Raw genomic sequence first — 16914 nt, forward strand, 5'->3', positions numbered from 1 at the left:
CAAAATGTGTTTAAGCTGATTTTGTTGAATTATTTAGCCGGAATTAAAACGATAACCCACGCCGGATTCGGTGATGATGAATTTCGGGCGATTGGCATCTTCTTCTATCTTTTTGCGAAGTTGTGCTACGAAAACACGCAAATACTGTGTTTGATCGGCGTAGCTTTGGCCCCAAATTTCTTTTAAGATGTATTGGTGCGTCAACACGCGGCCATCATTTTTGATTAATAAAGTTAATAAGTTGTATTCTGTTGCGGTGAGTTTGATGATTTCATCATTGGCTTTGACTGTTCGCGAAGTAAAATCGACCGAACAATTTCCGAAGGTAACCGTTAATTCATTGTTTACCGTAGCTTTATTACGCAAAGCGGTTCTGATTCGGGCTAATAATTCTTGGGTGCGAAAGGGTTTGGTCAGATAATCATTGGCACCACTGTCTAAGGCTTTTACAATTTCTTCTTCGGTACTTTTGACTGATAAAATAATAATCGGGTTTTGGTACCATTCACGCAGTTTTGTCAGAATCACTTGTCCGTCTTCATCGGGTAAACCCAAATCCAATAAAATTAAATCGGGTTGGTGACTCGCCGACATCGTAATACCTTCCTTTCCGTTCACAGCAAAAAGCACTTTATAATCATTGGCTTCCAATGAAATCTCGAGCAGCTTTCTGATTTGCGCTTCGTCATCTATGACCAATATGGAAAATCCGTTATTCATTGCCTAAAGAATTTATAGGTAAACAATCTACCGCAAAAGTTAATTCGAAAACCGCACCGCCATCTTCGGCATTGTGCAAAGTGATGGTTCCGTTTTGGGCTTCAACAAAACCTTTTACAATTGAAAGACCAAGACCTGTTCCTCCGGTTTTTGACTCTTTAAATCGGTAGAATTTATCAAAAGCTTTGTCTATTTCTGCAGGCGGAAAGCCATATCCGTCATCGGAAATGGTAATAACACATTTTTTGATTAAATCGATATGCGTGTCATAATCAGCATCGACTTCATATTTGGCACTGATATTAATGTTGACACCTTTTGGGGTATGTTGGGCACAATTGTAAACCAAATTATAAATGATCTGTTCCATCAAACCATAATCGAGTTTGAAAAGCGGCAAGTTATCATCGATAGTGTAAGTGATTTTATGGTCTTTGGTTTCTTCTTTTAAGCGGTCGCAAACATTGTAAATGATTTCCTTGACATCGCACCAATCCAATTTAGGGTGAATATAACCCGATTCCAAACGAGACATATTGAGGAGATTTTCAACTTGATAATTCAATTTCATCGACGCTTTTTCGATTTCGTTGTGGAGTTTTTGTTGGGTTTCTTCGGAAAGGTTAACGTTCTTTTGTTGCAAAGTATCTATCGAGCCTAAAATCGCAGCAATCGGAGTTCGCAATTCATGCGAAAGTGAATCCAATAAAGTATTGTAAAGCTTAAGCGTACTGGCTCGGGTTTGTTTGACTTGAATGGCACGTTGCATTCGGCGGAAATTGTTGGTCAATACGGCATTGATTAAGGCAATGATGAAATACATTACCAATAGTAAAATATCTTCGGCACTGTCGATATGCAAAGTAAAATAAGGCTTGATGAACATAAAATTCAAAGCCAAAGCACTCAAGACTGCGCCTAAAAGAACCGGTTTGATTTCGAGGAAAATAGCCAATAGTGAAACTACTACTAAAAGAAGGTAACCAACTATTTTATAATCGATTACATCTCTAACAATCAAGCACGAAAAAGAAACCGCAGCCACCGACAAGAAACTAATAAGGTATTGATTCTTAGCACTCTTTAAGGTTAACTTGTCCATGGTTATTAATTTTTGACAAAGTTACGGCAATACTTATAAGTAGGATATAAAGTAAACTCTTGAAAGTATAAAGATTTTATAAAGATTACTTTCGGCGGGTATCAATGAGGTGAACAATTTTCCAGCCTGAAACCTCTTTAAATAACGTAAACGCATTCACCCCTTTGTGGCTAAATTGGCCGTTGATGTAGAATTCATAAGGTGTCCAAACATGTGCCATGGTACCGTCGACTTGAATATTGTAGCTTAGAATTCTCTCTTCAAACTTTACATCAGCCGGAATAGTTGCCATGGAAAGATAAAACGCTTTGGGCGATTCTTCGGAAAACTTATTGCCTTTAGCACTTTCAGAAATGGATTGCAATACTAATTTCTCACTGCAAGTTGATTTAATTTTCAGGGTATCTTTGGCATGAAAACCTTCGAAGAATGTTTCAATGGTTTTTTGCACGTCATCCTTTTGGGCTTGAACCGAAAAGCTGAAAAGCATTAGCAATAATAAAAATGTATTTTTCATCTTTAGTATTTTGACCATTTATAAAGTTCCTTCCAGGTTGGTTTTTTACCGTACATTAAAATTCCCACGCGATAAATTTTAGCGGCGAACCAAACTACCAATAAGAATGTAGCAAACAATAGTGCCAATGACACTGCAATTTGCCAAAGCGGTACGCCAAACGGAATACGCATCATCATTACGATTGGCGAAGTCAATGGTATCATCGAAAAAACAGTGGCCACTGTTCCGTGCGGATCATTGATTACCGTAAAAAATCCGATATAAACACCCAGAATCAAAGGCATAATAATCGGCAATAAAAACTGTTGGGAATCGGTTTCATTATCGACTGCTGCACCGATAGAAGCATAGAATGAACTGTACAAGAAATATCCGCCAATGAAATAAAACACAAATGAAATTAGCAATGTTGCGATAGGTAAATTCCAAAGTTCTTTCATATACATAGCCATAGAACCTCCCATTTCTTGTTGCGCATTTTGTAAAGTTTGCGCATCTACTCCGGAAGTGGAGCCCATTTGAACCCCAAAAACAGAGGAAAGTACAAACATTGCTGTTAATCCGAGTATGGCCCAAATCATAAACTGTAAAATTCCTGCGAGTGAAGTTCCGATAATCTTACCCATCATCAGCTGGAATGGTTTTACCGAAGAAATAATCACTTCAATAATACGCGATACTTTCTCCTCGATAACGCTTCGCATGACCATATTACCATAGATAACAATAAACATCATAATCAAATAGCCGAAAGCGCCACCGATTACAATCTTGATTTCGTTCAACCCTTTTAAAGCCGTTTCACCGGAAGCTTTTGACAATCCAATTGAAACATTGGCTTCCGATTTTTTGATGGCCAAAGTGTCTAAACCCGACTTGATGAAATTGTCTTGGGTTAGTTTTTGGTTGATGATTTCTTCCATATCTTCAATAAAGGAAACACTTGGACTATCATTTGAAATATATTGAATCCCTTTTTCGAGTGATTTGTTGTCGGCGGTTTTCGGAATGATTAATAAACCTTCATAGCTCTCGCTGACGATACTGTCTTTTAGCATTTTAGTATCTACCTGAGACAAGTCTACATATTGGTACTCGTCATCACTTTTGAATTCTTTTACAAAAAAACCGCTCTCGTCATGTATAGCGATGGTTTTCTTGTCGGCCTTCATCGTACTTAAATACCCGACAAAACCGGCTATTCCCACAAACAATAACGGACTTAAAAAAGTCATGACAATGAATGATTTGTTGCGCACTTTGGCGACAAATTCTCTTTTGATGATTAGACTTAGTTTGCTCATTATTTATCGCTTACAGTTTGTATAAAAATATCATTCACACTCGGGATTTTTTCCACAAAATGGGTTACTTGTCCGCGTTGGACTAAAGTATGCAACAGCTCATTTGGCGTAGCGTTCCCCAAATTAATCTCTAATTTCAGTTCGTCATTCAATGATTTGAAATCGGTTTGCGCCAAAGTAAATTTTTGCGACAAGTCATACATCAAACCTTCAATATTATCAGACAGAATTCCTACTTCATAATTGTTGGTTCTGTATTGTTTTTTTACCTCCGACAATTTGCCTTCAATGAGTTTATTTGATTTGTGAATTAAAGCAATATAATCACACATTTCTTCTACACTTTCCATACGGTGTGTTGAAAAAATAATGGAAGTTCCTTGTTTGTTGAGTTCGATGATTTCATCCTTAATCAAATTGGCATTGACCGGATCAAAGCCAGAGAAAGGTTCGTCCAAAATAAGTAACTTCGGTTTGTGCAAAACCGTTACTACAAATTGCACTTTTTGAGCCATTCCTTTGGACAATTCCTGGACTTTCTTGTTCCACCAACCTTGAATTTCGAGACGGTCAAACCAATAGTCTAATTCTCTTTTGGCTTCGGTTTTGGACAATCCTTTTAATTGGGCCAAATACAAACACTGCTCGCCTACTCTCATCGTTTTATACAAGCCTCGTTCTTCTGGCATGTAGCCAATGGAATGCACGTGAGCCGGGTTAAGTTTTTCACCATCGAGGATGATTTCACCGCTATCGGGCATGGTGATTTGGTTAATGATGCGAATTAGGGAAGTTTTTCCGGCGCCATTTGGACCTAAGAGTCCGTAAATGCTGCCTTTGGGTACGGTTAAAGAAACTTCGTTGAGCGCGGTGTAATCACCATATTGCTTTACGACTTTGTTTACTTCAAGTATATTGCTCATACTTCTATTTTATTTTGGTAAAAGTAACCAATAAGTAGCACTTCTCGCTTTTTGTTACAAAAAAAACCCACCCTAATTTTGACAAAAGGATGGGAAAAATTGCTATGAAAAAGAAATTACTTGTTTCCAAGTAATAACCAAATGTAAAACTATTTTTTTAATTATGAAAACATATCTTTTACTTTTTCAAAAAAAGATTTATCGCTCTTTTCAGGTTTTGGAATAAAGTTGTCATCAGTTAATGATTTTTCAAAAAACTGACGTTGTTCTTTAGACAAACTCTTTGGTGTCCAAACGTTTACATGCACAAGCAAATCGCCATTCCCATAACTATTTAAACTCGGGATACCTTTACCTTTCAGGCGCAAAATTTTACCTGACTGAATGCCTTCTTCGAGCTTAATTCTTACCTTACCATTGACTGCTTCAATCTCTTTGGAAACACCCAAAGCCGCTTCGGCAAAACTGATATACAAATCATAATGTAAATTTTCACCTTCGCGTTTTAAGAAGTCGTGCTCTAATTCTTCGATTGCCACAATTAAATCACCCGGAATTCCATTCCCGGGAGCATCATTTCCTTTGCCGGAAACTTTGAGTTGCATACCGTCAACCACACCGGCTGGAATTTTGATGGATACCGTTTCATCTTCTAATATCATTCCATGGGCATCGGCATTGTTGGGTTTGCTATCAATCGTTTGTCCCACACCGCCACAAACATGACAAGTTGTAGCCGACTGCATTCTGCCCAAAATAGTATTGGTCACACGCAACACTTGCCCTTGACCATTACAAGTAGAACACGTTTTATATTTTACGCCGGGCGCTTGTACCTTGCGCTTTACTTTTACTTTTTTCTCTACACCATTGGCAATTTCTTCCAAGGTCATTTTTACTTTGATACGAAGATTGCTTCCTTTAGCACGGCGTTGACCGCCTCCATTGCCACCGAAACCGCCAAAACCGCCACCGCCAAAAGCTCCGCCGAAAATGTCTCCAAACTGGCTGAAGATATCATCCATGTTCATATGATGACCGCCACCAAAACCTCCGGCGCCGTCAAAGGCTGCGTGACCATATTGGTCATATTTGGCTTTCTTATCCGGATCGCTCAGAACTTCATAAGCTTCGGCTGCTGTCTTAAAGTTTTCTTCCGCTTCTTTATTCCCCGGATTTTTATCAGGGTGAAACTCTATGGCTTTTTTACGGTAAGCTTTTTTTATTTCTTCTGCGGATGCGTTTTTGGAAACGCCCAATATCTCGTAAAAATCTTTTTTGCTCATAATTTTATATCAAAATTTATTTGGACCGAAATAAAATTCGGCACTCTGTAATTATTGGGAATTAATTTCCAATAACCACTTTTGGAAAACGAATAATTTTGTCGCCCAATTTATATCCTTTTTCAACAACATCTACAATTTTGCCTTTCAAGTCATCACTTGGAGCCGGGATTTGGGTAATCGCCTCGGCAAAATCGGCATTGAAACTGTCGCCTGCATTAATCTCAACTTGTTCTAAACCTTTTGAAACCAAAGTGCTTTTTAACTTTTCATGAATTAATTCCACACCCTTTAACAATAATTCGTCTTCGCTTTTGGCAATTTGTACCATCGCTCTGTCAAAATCGTCTAAAACCGGCAGCATGGCTTGCAACACTTCCTGATTGGCAGTTTTGAATAAATCTATGCGCTCTTTGGCGGTTCTTTTTTTGAAATTTTCAAACTCGGCAAAAAGACGCAAAAATTTGTCTTTTTCTTTGGCTAATTCTTCCTGCAATTGTGCTTCAACACTCAGTTCTTCTGCGGTTTCAATTTCATTGGCTATATTTTCAGCTGCATTTTCAATAGGCTCTTTGTCCGTGTTATCCGTATTCATTTGTGGTTTATTTTTAAAAATATTCTTGATTTTCATTTTTGGAATTTGTTCCGAACACTCGGAATGCAAAAGTACTGCCAATTCTTTTAAAATGTCAAATTGTCATTATTTTTTATTGGTTTAAAACCCAACTGAAGGAAATAAATTAACCAAATTTTAATATAATTTTAAGACTATTACGTTTTCGTTTAGCTAAATTTGTTTCATAACAATGAATAACAATCCATTTTAGGTTAGCTTAAAGCTGTAATAATTATTAATTCGACAATCTTTATAGTAAAAAAAGTGCTGTTTATCAACAGCACTTTTTTTATGGATATAAATGGTGAATGGCCTGCTTAATCTCCGGGAACTGAAACTGAAAACCCAAGTCTAAAACTTTTTGAGCACTGAGATGCTTGCTTGAAAATAAGAGATAAGCCATTTCGCCTAAAATAAGTTTCATCATAAATTCGGGGGTATTGGGTAGCCAAAGTGTCTTATTCAAACTTTTCGCAATCGTTTTGGTCAACGTTTCATTGCTAATCGGATTGGGCGTAACGGCATTGTAAATGCCTTCTAATTGTTTTTCTATGGCAAAATGATAAAGTGCTACCAAATCATTGATATGAATCCAAGATTGAATCTGCTTACCCGAACCCATAACCGAACCAAATCCTAACTTAATAGGTTTTGTCATTTCAGGTAAAGCACCACCATGATTGGCTAAGACAATTCCGGTTCTGAGTTTGCAGACTTTGATTCCGAGTACTTGAAAAACATTGACACTTGCCTCCCATTTTTTAACCACATTGGAAAGAAAACTGTCTTCGGATTCCTTTGTAGCTTCATTATATACTAGGTCAATACTGTCAGGATAAATGGCTGTTCCGGAAGCTGAAATGATTTGCTTGACTTGATTAGGTGTTTTTTTTACCAAATTAAAAAGCAATTCGGCTGATAGTGTTCGGCTTTCGATGATTTCTTGTTTGTAAGCATTGGTCCAACGTTTGGCTATATTGGCTCCGGCCAAATGAATAATAACATCCACACCATAAATACAGCTTTCATCGATTTTGCCTTGTTGCGGATTCCAATAGAAACCCGTACAATTAGGTTTGTCTTCAATTTTTGCTTTCGAAGTGGTTAAATAATGAACGGTGTGATTTTTAGCTAATAATAATGTTACCAATTCCTTGCCAATTAAACCCGTTGCACCTGTAATCAGTATTTTCATCTTAGTAATTTTTATCAAAGTTACAATCAAACAATCATAAAAAAACCCTAATTATAAAGGGTTTAACGTTTGTTGATTACTTTAATTTGATGCTCCATTCAAAATTTAGTTCGGATACTTGCTCCCCTTTTTCGTTGACGCCTTTAGATTGCATCCAAAAGGTTTGTCCCTCGCCTGACGCGATAGTGCGCTGTATGGCTTCTTCGATTAAATGCCCGTCATTACAGGTAAAAGTAATTCGTCCGGTGGCCTTTTTGGTAAAGTTGCCGTTGTTATTAGCAACCAACATGGAGATTTTCTTTCCGGATTTTTTGATTTGCATCATGACCAAAGCACCTGTTGTTAGTTCGGCCGCCATGGCCTGCACCGCAAAGTACATAGAATTAAAAGGGTTTTGATTGAACCAACGATGTTTTACCGTAACTACACACTGGGCATTTGAAATAGCTTTTACCCTAACGCCACACCAAAAAGCTGATGGTAATTTGAAAAATAAAAAAGTATTCAATTTTGAAGGTGAAAATTCCATAAATGCTTGATTTTGCTATAAAAGTACAAAAAATGTAGATAGTATAAGCGAATATCTAAATGTTAATATTTTGTTAAATTTAAGTACTTTGTATTGCATAATACCTTTTTTTAGACTTATCTTTGTATAAGAAATTAATGGTCTATCTATAGTATTGTTAGAAATCAAAAAAATCATCAACTTAAAATCAAATAAAATGACAACTACCAACGAAAAAAATATTGCTGCTTTTCTGCACTTGAGTGCTTTGACACAATATGTTATTCCATTTGGGAATTATATCTTCCCTATTGTAATATGGAGTTCAAAGAAAAACGAATCAGAATTTGTGGATCAAAACGGTAAACAAGTATTGAATTTTCAATTGAGTATCTTCTTGTACATGGTTGTTTTGTGCCTAATTGCCATTCCGATATTTATTTATTCGATTTTTAAAAATGTGCCTATGAACGATATTAACTTCAACAGAAATTATGTAATTGAAAATTTAAGCGCAGGCAATATAACCGGAATTACCATATTGGGAATTATTGCTGTACTCCTTTTCTTTTTCTTAAAAGTAATCGAATTTATACTAATCATTTATGCTGCAGTAAAAGCTTCTAATGGGGAAGCTTATAAATATCCATTAAGCATACCGTTCTTTAAGTAATCGATAAAGAATAGTCATCAATCAAATCATCAATCAAATCAAATCATCAATCAGAATTAATCAAAATCATCAAATCAATCAAAGAGTTTCAATCATCAGCCAATGCCTTAATCACGCAGCGGAAAAAATCAAAAAGCGAATGTTAATCACAAAAAATTAAATCATGTATTATGAATATTGAAAACACAAAAGCCCAGATGCGTAAAGGTGTTTTAGAATTTTGTATCTTGTCTGTCTTAAAAGAGAAAGACGCGTATACCTCTGAAATATTAGACACTTTAAAAAACGCCAAATTGCTTGTAGTAGAGGGAACAGTTTATCCGCTATTGACAAGACTTAAAAACGACGGATTGCTCAACTATCGTTGGGAAGAATCAACATCGGGACCACCAAGAAAATATTATGGTTTGACCGAATTAGGAAAAACATTTTTAACTGAATTGAACGGCACATGGACCGAATTGTCAGACGCCGTTAACATCATAACCAATCAAAAATAACAATCATGAACAAAACAGTAAATATTAATATAGGCGGTTTATTCTTCCATATCGATGAAGATGCATACCAAAAATTATCAAGATATTTTGATGCGATAAAACGTTCTCTTTCAAATTCTTCCGGTAAGGACGAAATCATGAAAGACATTGAAATGCGCGTAGCCGAGCTTTTGACCGAAAAACAAAAAAGCGACAAACATGTAATCAATAACAAAGATGTTGACGAAGTGATTGTAGTAATGGGTCAACCTGAAGACTACCGAATTGACGACGATTCTACTGAACCTAAAACTGAACCTTTCTATAATATTCCAAACAGAAAAAAATTATACCGCGACAAAGACAGAGGTTTAATTGGTGGTGTTTGTACCGGTTTAGGTCACTACTTTGGGGTAGAAGCCGTTTGGATTAAAATCATTTTCTTATTATTGGCTTTCACCAGCTTTGGAATCATCGCTTACATCATCCTTTGGATTGCAACTCCAAAAGCGATAACCACTTCCGAAAAATTAGAAATGACCGGCGAACCGGTTACTATTTCCAATATCGAAAAAAAAGTGAGAGAAGAATTTGAAAGTGTTTCCAACAAATTCAAAAATGCCAACTACGACGAAATGGGAAACCAAGTAAAGTCGGGTGCCGAAAGAGTAGCCAGCGGATTAGGTGATGTTATCATGAAAGTATTTGGGGCTTTTGCCAAAGTTTTGGGTGCAGTTATTTTAGTGTTCTCCGCTCTATCATTAGCCGGTTTATTCATTGGTCTGTTTACTTTAGGAACAACCTCATTTGTAAATGCACCTTGGCAACGTTATGTTGAAGCAGTAAACTACACCGATATACCGCTTTGGATCTTTGGACTATTGTCTTTCTTAGCTATTGGTATTCCTTTGTTCTTCTTCTTATTGTTGGGATTGAAATTATTGGTAACCAATATGAAATCTTTGGGCACGGCCGCTAAATACAGTTTGTTAGCCATTTGGATTTTTGCCGTAGGTGCTTTGGTTGTTATTGGTATCAAACAATCAACTGAATCCGCTTTTGAAGGCAAAACAGTTCAAAAAGAAGTATTAAACATCCAGCCTACCGATACTTTGCAAATCAAATTTGTGAGCAACGATTTTTTCTCTAAAAATGTATATGAGCACGAAGATTTTACTTTCACACAAGATTCTGCTAAAAACGAAGTGATTTATTCCAACCAAATCAGTTTTGAAATCAAAAGTACCGATAAGGCTCAGCCTTACCTTCAAATTGAAAAACTGGCCGACGGAAAATCATTCAAAGAAGCGAATGAAAGAGCCGAAAAAATTAAATACGGTTTCAAAGTAGTAGGCAACCAATTGTTATTAGACAATTACTTGTTAACCGAAATGGCCAGCAAATTCAGAGACCAACGTGTAGAATTATACCTATACCTTCCAAAAGGAACTGTGTTTGTAGCAGATGAAACTGTACAACATTTTGACGAATCAGATAATGATTATTTCAACCTTCACCACAGCTCTGACAAATACACTTATAAAGTAGAAGAAACGCAAGTGAAATGTATGGATTGTCCTCCTGAAGAAAACGAATACAACGATGTGGAAGGCGGCGTTCAAACCGAAGAAATCAACATCATTGACGAAAGTGATTCTTCTGAAACCGTAACAGTAAAAATTAACGGAAAAGTGGTTACCGAAACCAAATCAGGGAAATCAAATAAAAAAAGTAAATTAACCGTAGGAAGTGACGGAGTAATCATTAAAACTGAATAATCATGACAAAGTTTGTAGTTTTCTTTTCAAAGGTGATAACCGCTACTTTATTAGCTTTATCTATCACCTCATGCAATCACACTATTAATTTTGGCAACAGCATCACCGGAACCGGTAATGTAGTGACCGAAAAACGCAACACCGGTAATTTTGATAAAGTTAGCGTAGCCAACGGTTTAGAATGTGAAGTGTTTCTTTCAGATAAATTTGAAGTGACTGTTGAAGCCGATGATAACTTAATCAAAGGCATCAAAACTGTAGTCGAAAACGGAACGCTAATCATTACATCTGAATACAGCAACTATATCAATGTAACTTCCAAAAAAATCATCGTTCGCTTGCCTAAAGTGGTAAGTTTGGAAAGCACCAGCGGTTCAACGCTACAATCGGGTAACCTATTAATTAGTGATGATTTAACACTCAAATCAAGCAGTGGAAGTTCGCTAGAAGCAGAAGTCGAAGCCGACAAAGTAACGCTTGAAACTTCCAGTGGCAGTGAACAAAAAGTTATTGGAAAGGCCTTAAAAGTGTACTCAGCATCCTCAAGCGGGAGTCACATCGATGCCAATGAATTGTTAGCGAATGAAGTAAATGCACAATCTTCTAGTGGAAGCTCAACATCGGTAAATGCAAGTTTATTATTAGATGCCAAAGCCTCTAGCGGAAGTTCAATAACCTACTTAAATAGTCCCAAAGAAGTGCGCAAAGAAGAAAGCTCCGGCGGAAGCGTCTCCAAAGATTAAGTTAATAAAGCATCCCAATGAAAATTGGGATGTTTTTTTTTCTATTTTTGACATTCGAGTCCATAAGGCCGAAGTGTATGAAGTAAAAACCAAACTGCCCCTTTATGAAAAAAATTGTACTAATTAGTTTTCTTCTCCTCTCTGCTTTTTCTTTTGCCCAAAAGAAGGAAAAAGTAAAAGGCTCCAAGATTGTCAAATCAGAACAAAAACAAATTGGTGATTTCACCAGTCTGGAAGTAGAAGACAATCTCGAGGTTTTTTTGGTAAAAGGGAATGAATGTGGTCTCGAAATCGAAGCCGACGATAATTTAATTGAATTTGTAGAATACAAATTGGCCGGCAATAATTTACGAATCTCAACCTCCAGAGACATCTCGAGCTACAAAAAATTAAGTGTGCGCGTTACTTACACCGATAAATTTGACATGATCATTTCTAAAGATGAAACCAATGTTACCGCTTTATCCGATATGGTTTTAGACAATGTGACCTTTAAAACTTATGATTATTCCAAATTGTTTCTGAATGCCAATACCAAAAATTTCACTTTGATGGCCAACGATAAATCTAAAGTGGAATTAAACCTGAAATCAACCAAAACCGCGATAGATTTAAGCAAAAGTGCCTATGTAAAAGCCTTAATTTCTTCCAGCGAAATGAAGTTTGACTTGTACCAAAAATCATCCGCAGAAGTTGAAGGTGATGTCATCGAACTGAAATTGCGTTTAGACAACAACACCGATTTTATTGGAAGCAAACTAACAGCCAAAAATGCTTTATTGGAAACCAGCGGTTATTCTAAAAGCAGTATTAATATAAGCAACAACGCTACTGTAGATGCCTCGGGCAACAGTGAAATCCAATTGTATGGCGAACCGGTAAAGATCGATATGAAAAGATTTGCTGACAGTGCCGAACTCAGAAAAAAGCCTTCAAAAAAATAAAAAAAATCCCGTCTGAATTAGGCGGGATTTTTTTTATGATGTGGCTTAAAATTTAATCTAAAGCCGCCAAATATCTTTCGGCATCCAAAGCCGCCATACAACCGGTTCCCGCAGCAGTAATCGCCTGACGGTATACATGATCGGCAGCATCACCGGCTACAAAAACGCCGGGAACATTGGTTTTAGACGTTCCGGGAACATTAACAATATAACCGGTTTCGTCTAAAGTAATATAGTCGGCAAAGATATCGGTATTCGGCTTGTGACCAATAGCCACAAAGAAACCGGTCGCCGGAATGGTAATTTCTTCACCCGTGGTTTTGTTTAAAGCTTTTACTTCAGTTACCACTTGTCCGTCACCAATCACCTCAACGGTATCGTGATTCATCAAAATTTCGATGTTTTCTGTTTTGCGAACGCGTTCTTCCATGATTTTAGAAGCTCTGAATTTCTCACTTCTCACCAACATGGTTACTTTTTTACAAAGTTTAGAAAGGTAATGTGCTTCTTCACAAGCCGAATCTCCGGCTCCAACAATCACTACTTCCTGATTTCTGTAAAAGAATCCGTCACAAACGGCACAAGCAGAAACACCGCCGCCCATTTGTAAATAATGCTGCTCTGAAGCCAAACCTAAATATTTAGCCGAAGCACCGGTTGAAATAATTACGGTTTCAGCATGTAACTCAATGGTATCATTGATCCAAACTTTGTGAATTGGACCCGAAAAATCAACTTTAGTTGCCCAACCGTCACGAACATCAGTTCCGAAACGTTTGGCTTGTTCTTGTAATTGCACCATCATTTCCGGACCGGTAACCCCATCGGGATAGCCGGGGAAATTTTCTACTTCATTAGTAGTGGTTAGTTGCCCACCGGGTTGGGTTCCTTGGTATAAAACCGGATTCATATTGGCTCTGGCAGCATAAATGGCCGCAGTATAACCCGCAGGTCCTGAACCTATTATTAGGCATTTAATTTTTTCTATAGTATCTGACATAATATGTAGTTTGTTTTCGGAAGCAAATGTAACTCATTAAAATGAAAAAATTATTCTCCTCAAATCATAAAAAGCTATGAAAAAATAATTTTACATTATGCTTTGAAAAATAAATAATAGGTTTATATTTGCACTCCCATTTTAAGGGAATTCGGGGTGTAGCGTAGCCCGGTTATCGCGCCTGGTTTGGGACCAGGAGGTCGCAGGTTCGAATCCTGCCACCCCGACCGAATAAATCCTTTCTGTGTCAACAGAAGGGATTTTTTATTTTAAATGAATCCAGGTTTACCTGAAAATTCAGTTGAAATAAAAAAGACCGGCAGTTTGCCAAAACGGCTAAAGGTTTTATTTGTAATAAAGACCCAACTCAGGATCACAAAGTAATCCTGCTAAGCAATAACCGTTAAACGAACCAAAGTTCGTCTACCTGACTGCCACCGGCAGTCCTCCTCTTAATATCAAATCACCCCGACCGAATAAATTCTTTCTGTGTCAACAGAAGGGATTTTTTATTTTAAATGAATCCAGGTTTACCTAAAAATTCAATTGAAATAAAAAAGACCGGCAGTTTGGCAAAACGGCTAAAGGTTTTATTTGTAATAGAGCTCTATCTCAGGATATCTAATCCTGCAAAATAACTCACTCGTAGAAGCTTCTTACCTCTATTTTCTATCTTATATTTTCTATCCTCTATTTTCTTTTTTCTTTTCTCCAAAAAATAAAATGTGCTTCCGATATAATTTCTATTTTTGTTCTCAGTAAAAATAACACAACTCTATATGCTGATTATCGGAATTGCCGGTGGAACAGGAAGCGGAAAAACAACTGTCGTTCACCAAATTATGAATGAATTGCCCGAGACTGAAGTGGGTGTCATTTCTCAAGACTCTTATTATAAAGAAAACCATAATTTAAGCTTTGATGAAAGGGCCTTAATCAATTTTGATCACCCTCGTGCTATTGATTTTGAACTTTTAGTCCAACAATTAAAAGACTTAAAAGCGGGCAAAACCATTGAACAGCCGGTGTATTCTTTCATTACCCACAACAGAACCGATGATACCATAGTAACCCATCCGCGTAAAGTAATGATTGTAGAAGGTATTTTAATTTTGACCAATCCGGAACTGCGTGACTTATTTGACGTAAAAGTCTTTGTACATGCCGATTCAGACGAACGCCTAATCAGAAGGTTAAAAAGAGACATCGCCGAACGCGGTCGTGACATGGAAGAAGTTTTAAATCGTTACCAAACTACCCTAAAACCCATGCACCAACAGTTTATTGAGCCTACCAAAGCCTTTGCCGACATTATCATTCCCAACGACAAATACAATACCGTAGCCATCGATGTGGTTAGAGCGGTAATCAACCAAAGAATTACTTAAAATTCAATTATGAGCTTATTTAAAAACTTGACCGATACCTACCCTATTCTGAAAATTCTCGGAAACAGGTATGTTATTGTGTTGGTTTTTTTTATTGTTTGGATGCTTTTTATCGACAACACTTCTTACATGGAGCAAAGAATCTTAAACAAACAACTCAACGAACTGGAAGACAACAAAAAATACTATCAGGACGAAATTCGGAAAGATGAAGAAAACATCAAACTTCTCAAGAATCCTGACCAAATAGAAAAATACGCCCGCGAAAAATACTATATGAAACGCGATAGCGAAGACGTTTACATCATCGAATTTGAAGAAGATTCGCTAAAAGAAGAACAGTCAAAATCAAAATCTTTATAACAATTAATCATGGCTGACAATTTATTTAATGGGTTCGAACCGGTGTCGTCCAAACAATGGAAACAACAAATTCAGTACGAACTCAAAGGCGCCGATTATAACGAAACATTAGTTTGGGAAAGCCCCGAAGGCATCAAGGTAAAACCTTTCTATCATGTTGACGAAGACCAACAAAAACTGGAATGTAAAACAAGTGATGATGCCTTTTCTATTCTTCAAAATATATTCGTTCACGATGTTAAAAAATCAAACGAACGCGCTTTAGATACTTTGAATCGCGGTGCCGAAAGCATTCGTTTTACCATTGAGAACGAATCGGTTTCTGTTGAAGAACTCATGCATAATCTGCCTTTAGGCAACACCCAATATTTTTTTTATTTGCCTTTCCTTTCAATCGATTTCATAAATAAAATCAATGATTTTGCTTCAAAAAACAACGCCAACATTTCACTCCAAATCGATCCAATCGGACAATTGGTTAGAGACGGCAACTGGTTCGAAAACTTAGACAAAGATTTTGACAAGCTCAATACAATTGCTTCAAAAACGACTATTCCGTTCTTAAATATAAGTAGCGGAATTTACCAAAACGCCGGAGCCAATATGGTTCAGCAATTGGCATATACTTTGGCGCACGTTAATGAATATTTCAATCGTATATCAAACCTCAATCAACCTATTACTATTGAAATAGCCGTTGGTACCAATTACTTTTTTGAAATCGCCAAATTGCGTGCCCTGAGACTGTTATTCAATACTTTGACGAAAGAATACAATCATAATGCGGATTGTCACATCATCGCCACTCCAACCAAACGCAACAAAACGTTATACGATTACAACGTCAACATGCTCCGCACGACAACCGAATGTATGTCGGCGATTTTGGGCGGAGCCGATAGCATTGCGAATTTGCCATACGATGCCTTGTACCATAAAGACAATGAATTTGGCGACCGAATTGCGCGCAACCAACTGTTAGTTTTAAAACACGAAAGTTATTTTGACAAAGTCAATAACGCTGCCGATGGTGCTTATTATATCGAATCTTTGACCGAACAGTTAGCCGAAAAAGCTTTGTTGTTGTTCAAAGACATCGAAGCCAACGGCGGTTTAATTACGCAATTAATCGAAGGCAATATCCAAAAGAAAATCAGCGAAAGCGCGGCCAAAGAACAGGAATTGTTTGACAGCGGCAAAGAAGTTTTGTTGGGCACCAACAAATATCCCAACAAAAACGACAAAATGAAACACGATTTGGAATTGTACCCCTTCGTAAAACAAAATCCGCGCAAAACCTTAATCACCCCAATTATTGAAAAGCGTTTGGCTGAAAAACTGGAACAGGAACGTTTATCCCAAGAAGTATAAT

General features: G+C 37.1%; 18 protein-coding genes and 1 tRNA gene. 9 read left to right on the forward strand and 10 right to left on the reverse strand.

Annotated elements, in window-relative coordinates:
- Window positions 1–33: 33 nt before the first annotated feature.
- The 9 genes from HA632_RS13120 to HA632_RS13160 all read right to left on the reverse strand — a co-directional run bounded on the left by HA632_RS13120 (window position 34) and on the right by HA632_RS13160 (window position 8195).
- The gene (locus HA632_RS13120; RefSeq protein WP_176307648.1) at window positions 34–720 is read right to left on the reverse strand and encodes a response regulator; all 687 of its coding nucleotides are present in this window, start codon (window positions 718–720) and stop codon (window positions 34–36) included.
- Entirely contained in the window at window positions 713–1822 is a 1110-nt protein-coding gene (locus tag HA632_RS13125; RefSeq protein WP_176307649.1) for an ATP-binding protein, read from the reverse strand. Before HA632_RS13125 ends, HA632_RS13120 begins: the two co-directional genes overlap by 8 nt.
- 85 nt (window positions 1823–1907) lie before the next feature.
- A complete protein-coding gene (locus HA632_RS13130; protein ID WP_176307650.1) occupies window positions 1908–2339 on the reverse strand; it encodes a nuclear transport factor 2 family protein in 432 nt (143 codons plus the stop codon).
- 2 nt (window positions 2340–2341) lie between these two features.
- Window positions 2342–3646, reverse strand: a complete 1305-nt coding sequence (locus HA632_RS13135) for an ABC transporter permease (RefSeq protein ID WP_176307651.1) — start codon at window positions 3644–3646, stop codon at window positions 2342–2344.
- Window positions 3646–4569: an ABC transporter ATP-binding protein gene (locus HA632_RS13140; RefSeq protein WP_176307652.1), complete on the reverse strand. Its 924-nt coding sequence runs from the start codon at window positions 4567–4569 to the stop codon at window positions 3646–3648. The genes HA632_RS13135 and HA632_RS13140 overlap by 1 nt, the downstream gene beginning before the upstream one ends.
- A 161-nt stretch (window positions 4570–4730) precedes the next feature.
- Window positions 4731–5855, reverse strand: coding sequence for a molecular chaperone DnaJ (gene dnaJ / locus HA632_RS13145; RefSeq protein WP_176307653.1), 1125 nt, complete (start codon window positions 5853–5855; stop codon window positions 4731–4733).
- A 61-nt stretch (window positions 5856–5916) separates the two neighbouring features.
- Entirely contained in the window at window positions 5917–6486 is a 570-nt protein-coding gene (locus HA632_RS13150; RefSeq protein ID WP_176307654.1) for a nucleotide exchange factor GrpE, read from the reverse strand.
- 274 nt (window positions 6487–6760) lie between these two features.
- Window positions 6761–7666, reverse strand: a complete 906-nt coding sequence (locus HA632_RS13155) for a TIGR01777 family oxidoreductase (protein ID WP_176307655.1) — start codon at window positions 7664–7666, stop codon at window positions 6761–6763.
- 76 nt (window positions 7667–7742) lie between these two features.
- Entirely contained in the window at window positions 7743–8195 is a 453-nt protein-coding gene (locus tag HA632_RS13160; protein WP_176307656.1) for a DUF4442 domain-containing protein, read from the reverse strand.
- A gap of 196 nt (window positions 8196–8391) precedes the next feature.
- Here HA632_RS13160 and HA632_RS13165 point away from each other — a divergent pair, with 196 nt between their 5' ends.
- The 5 genes from HA632_RS13165 (at window position 8392) to HA632_RS13185 (ending at window position 12791) form a co-directional block, all read left to right on the forward strand.
- The gene (locus tag HA632_RS13165; RefSeq protein WP_176307657.1) at window positions 8392–8847 is read left to right on the forward strand and encodes a DUF4870 domain-containing protein; all 456 of its coding nucleotides are present in this window, start codon (window positions 8392–8394) and stop codon (window positions 8845–8847) included.
- Between the two features lie 170 nt (window positions 8848–9017).
- The gene (locus tag HA632_RS13170) at window positions 9018–9347 is read left to right on the forward strand and encodes a PadR family transcriptional regulator (protein ID WP_121314380.1); all 330 of its coding nucleotides are present in this window, start codon (window positions 9018–9020) and stop codon (window positions 9345–9347) included.
- Window positions 9348–9352: 5 nt separating this feature from the next.
- A complete protein-coding gene (locus HA632_RS13175; RefSeq protein WP_176307658.1) occupies window positions 9353–11104 on the forward strand; it encodes a PspC domain-containing protein in 1752 nt (583 codons plus the stop codon).
- A gap of 2 nt (window positions 11105–11106) precedes the next feature.
- Window positions 11107–11847, forward strand: coding sequence for a head GIN domain-containing protein (locus HA632_RS13180; protein ID WP_176307659.1), 741 nt, complete (start codon window positions 11107–11109; stop codon window positions 11845–11847).
- A gap of 104 nt (window positions 11848–11951) precedes the next feature.
- Complete coding sequence (locus HA632_RS13185) at window positions 11952–12791, forward strand: DUF2807 domain-containing protein (RefSeq protein WP_176307660.1); 840 nt, start codon at window positions 11952–11954, stop codon at window positions 12789–12791.
- 52 nt (window positions 12792–12843) lie between these two features.
- Here HA632_RS13185 and trxB read toward each other — a convergent pair whose 3' ends face one another.
- The gene (gene trxB / locus HA632_RS13190) at window positions 12844–13791 is read right to left on the reverse strand and encodes a thioredoxin-disulfide reductase (RefSeq protein ID WP_176307661.1); all 948 of its coding nucleotides are present in this window, start codon (window positions 13789–13791) and stop codon (window positions 12844–12846) included.
- 152 nt (window positions 13792–13943) lie between these two features.
- Here trxB and HA632_RS13195 point away from each other — a divergent pair.
- From HA632_RS13195 to HA632_RS13210, 4 genes are all read left to right on the forward strand, one after another.
- Window positions 13944–14018: transfer RNA gene (locus tag HA632_RS13195), tRNA-Pro, on the forward strand.
- 552 nt (window positions 14019–14570) lie between these two features.
- The gene (gene udk, locus HA632_RS13200; RefSeq protein WP_176307662.1) at window positions 14571–15179 is read left to right on the forward strand and encodes a uridine kinase; all 609 of its coding nucleotides are present in this window, start codon (window positions 14571–14573) and stop codon (window positions 15177–15179) included.
- Window positions 15180–15188: 9 nt separating this feature from the next.
- Window positions 15189–15542, forward strand: a complete 354-nt coding sequence (locus tag HA632_RS13205) for a septum formation initiator family protein (protein WP_176307663.1) — start codon at window positions 15189–15191, stop codon at window positions 15540–15542.
- Window positions 15543–15551: 9 nt separating this feature from the next.
- A complete protein-coding gene (locus HA632_RS13210; protein WP_176307664.1) occupies window positions 15552–16913 on the forward strand; it encodes a methylmalonyl-CoA mutase subunit beta in 1362 nt (453 codons plus the stop codon).
- The last annotated feature ends 1 nt before the right edge of the window (window position 16914 follow it).

The organism is Flavobacterium sp. J49, assembly GCF_011742145.1.
GTDB lineage: Bacteria > Bacteroidota > Bacteroidia > Flavobacteriales > Flavobacteriaceae > Flavobacterium.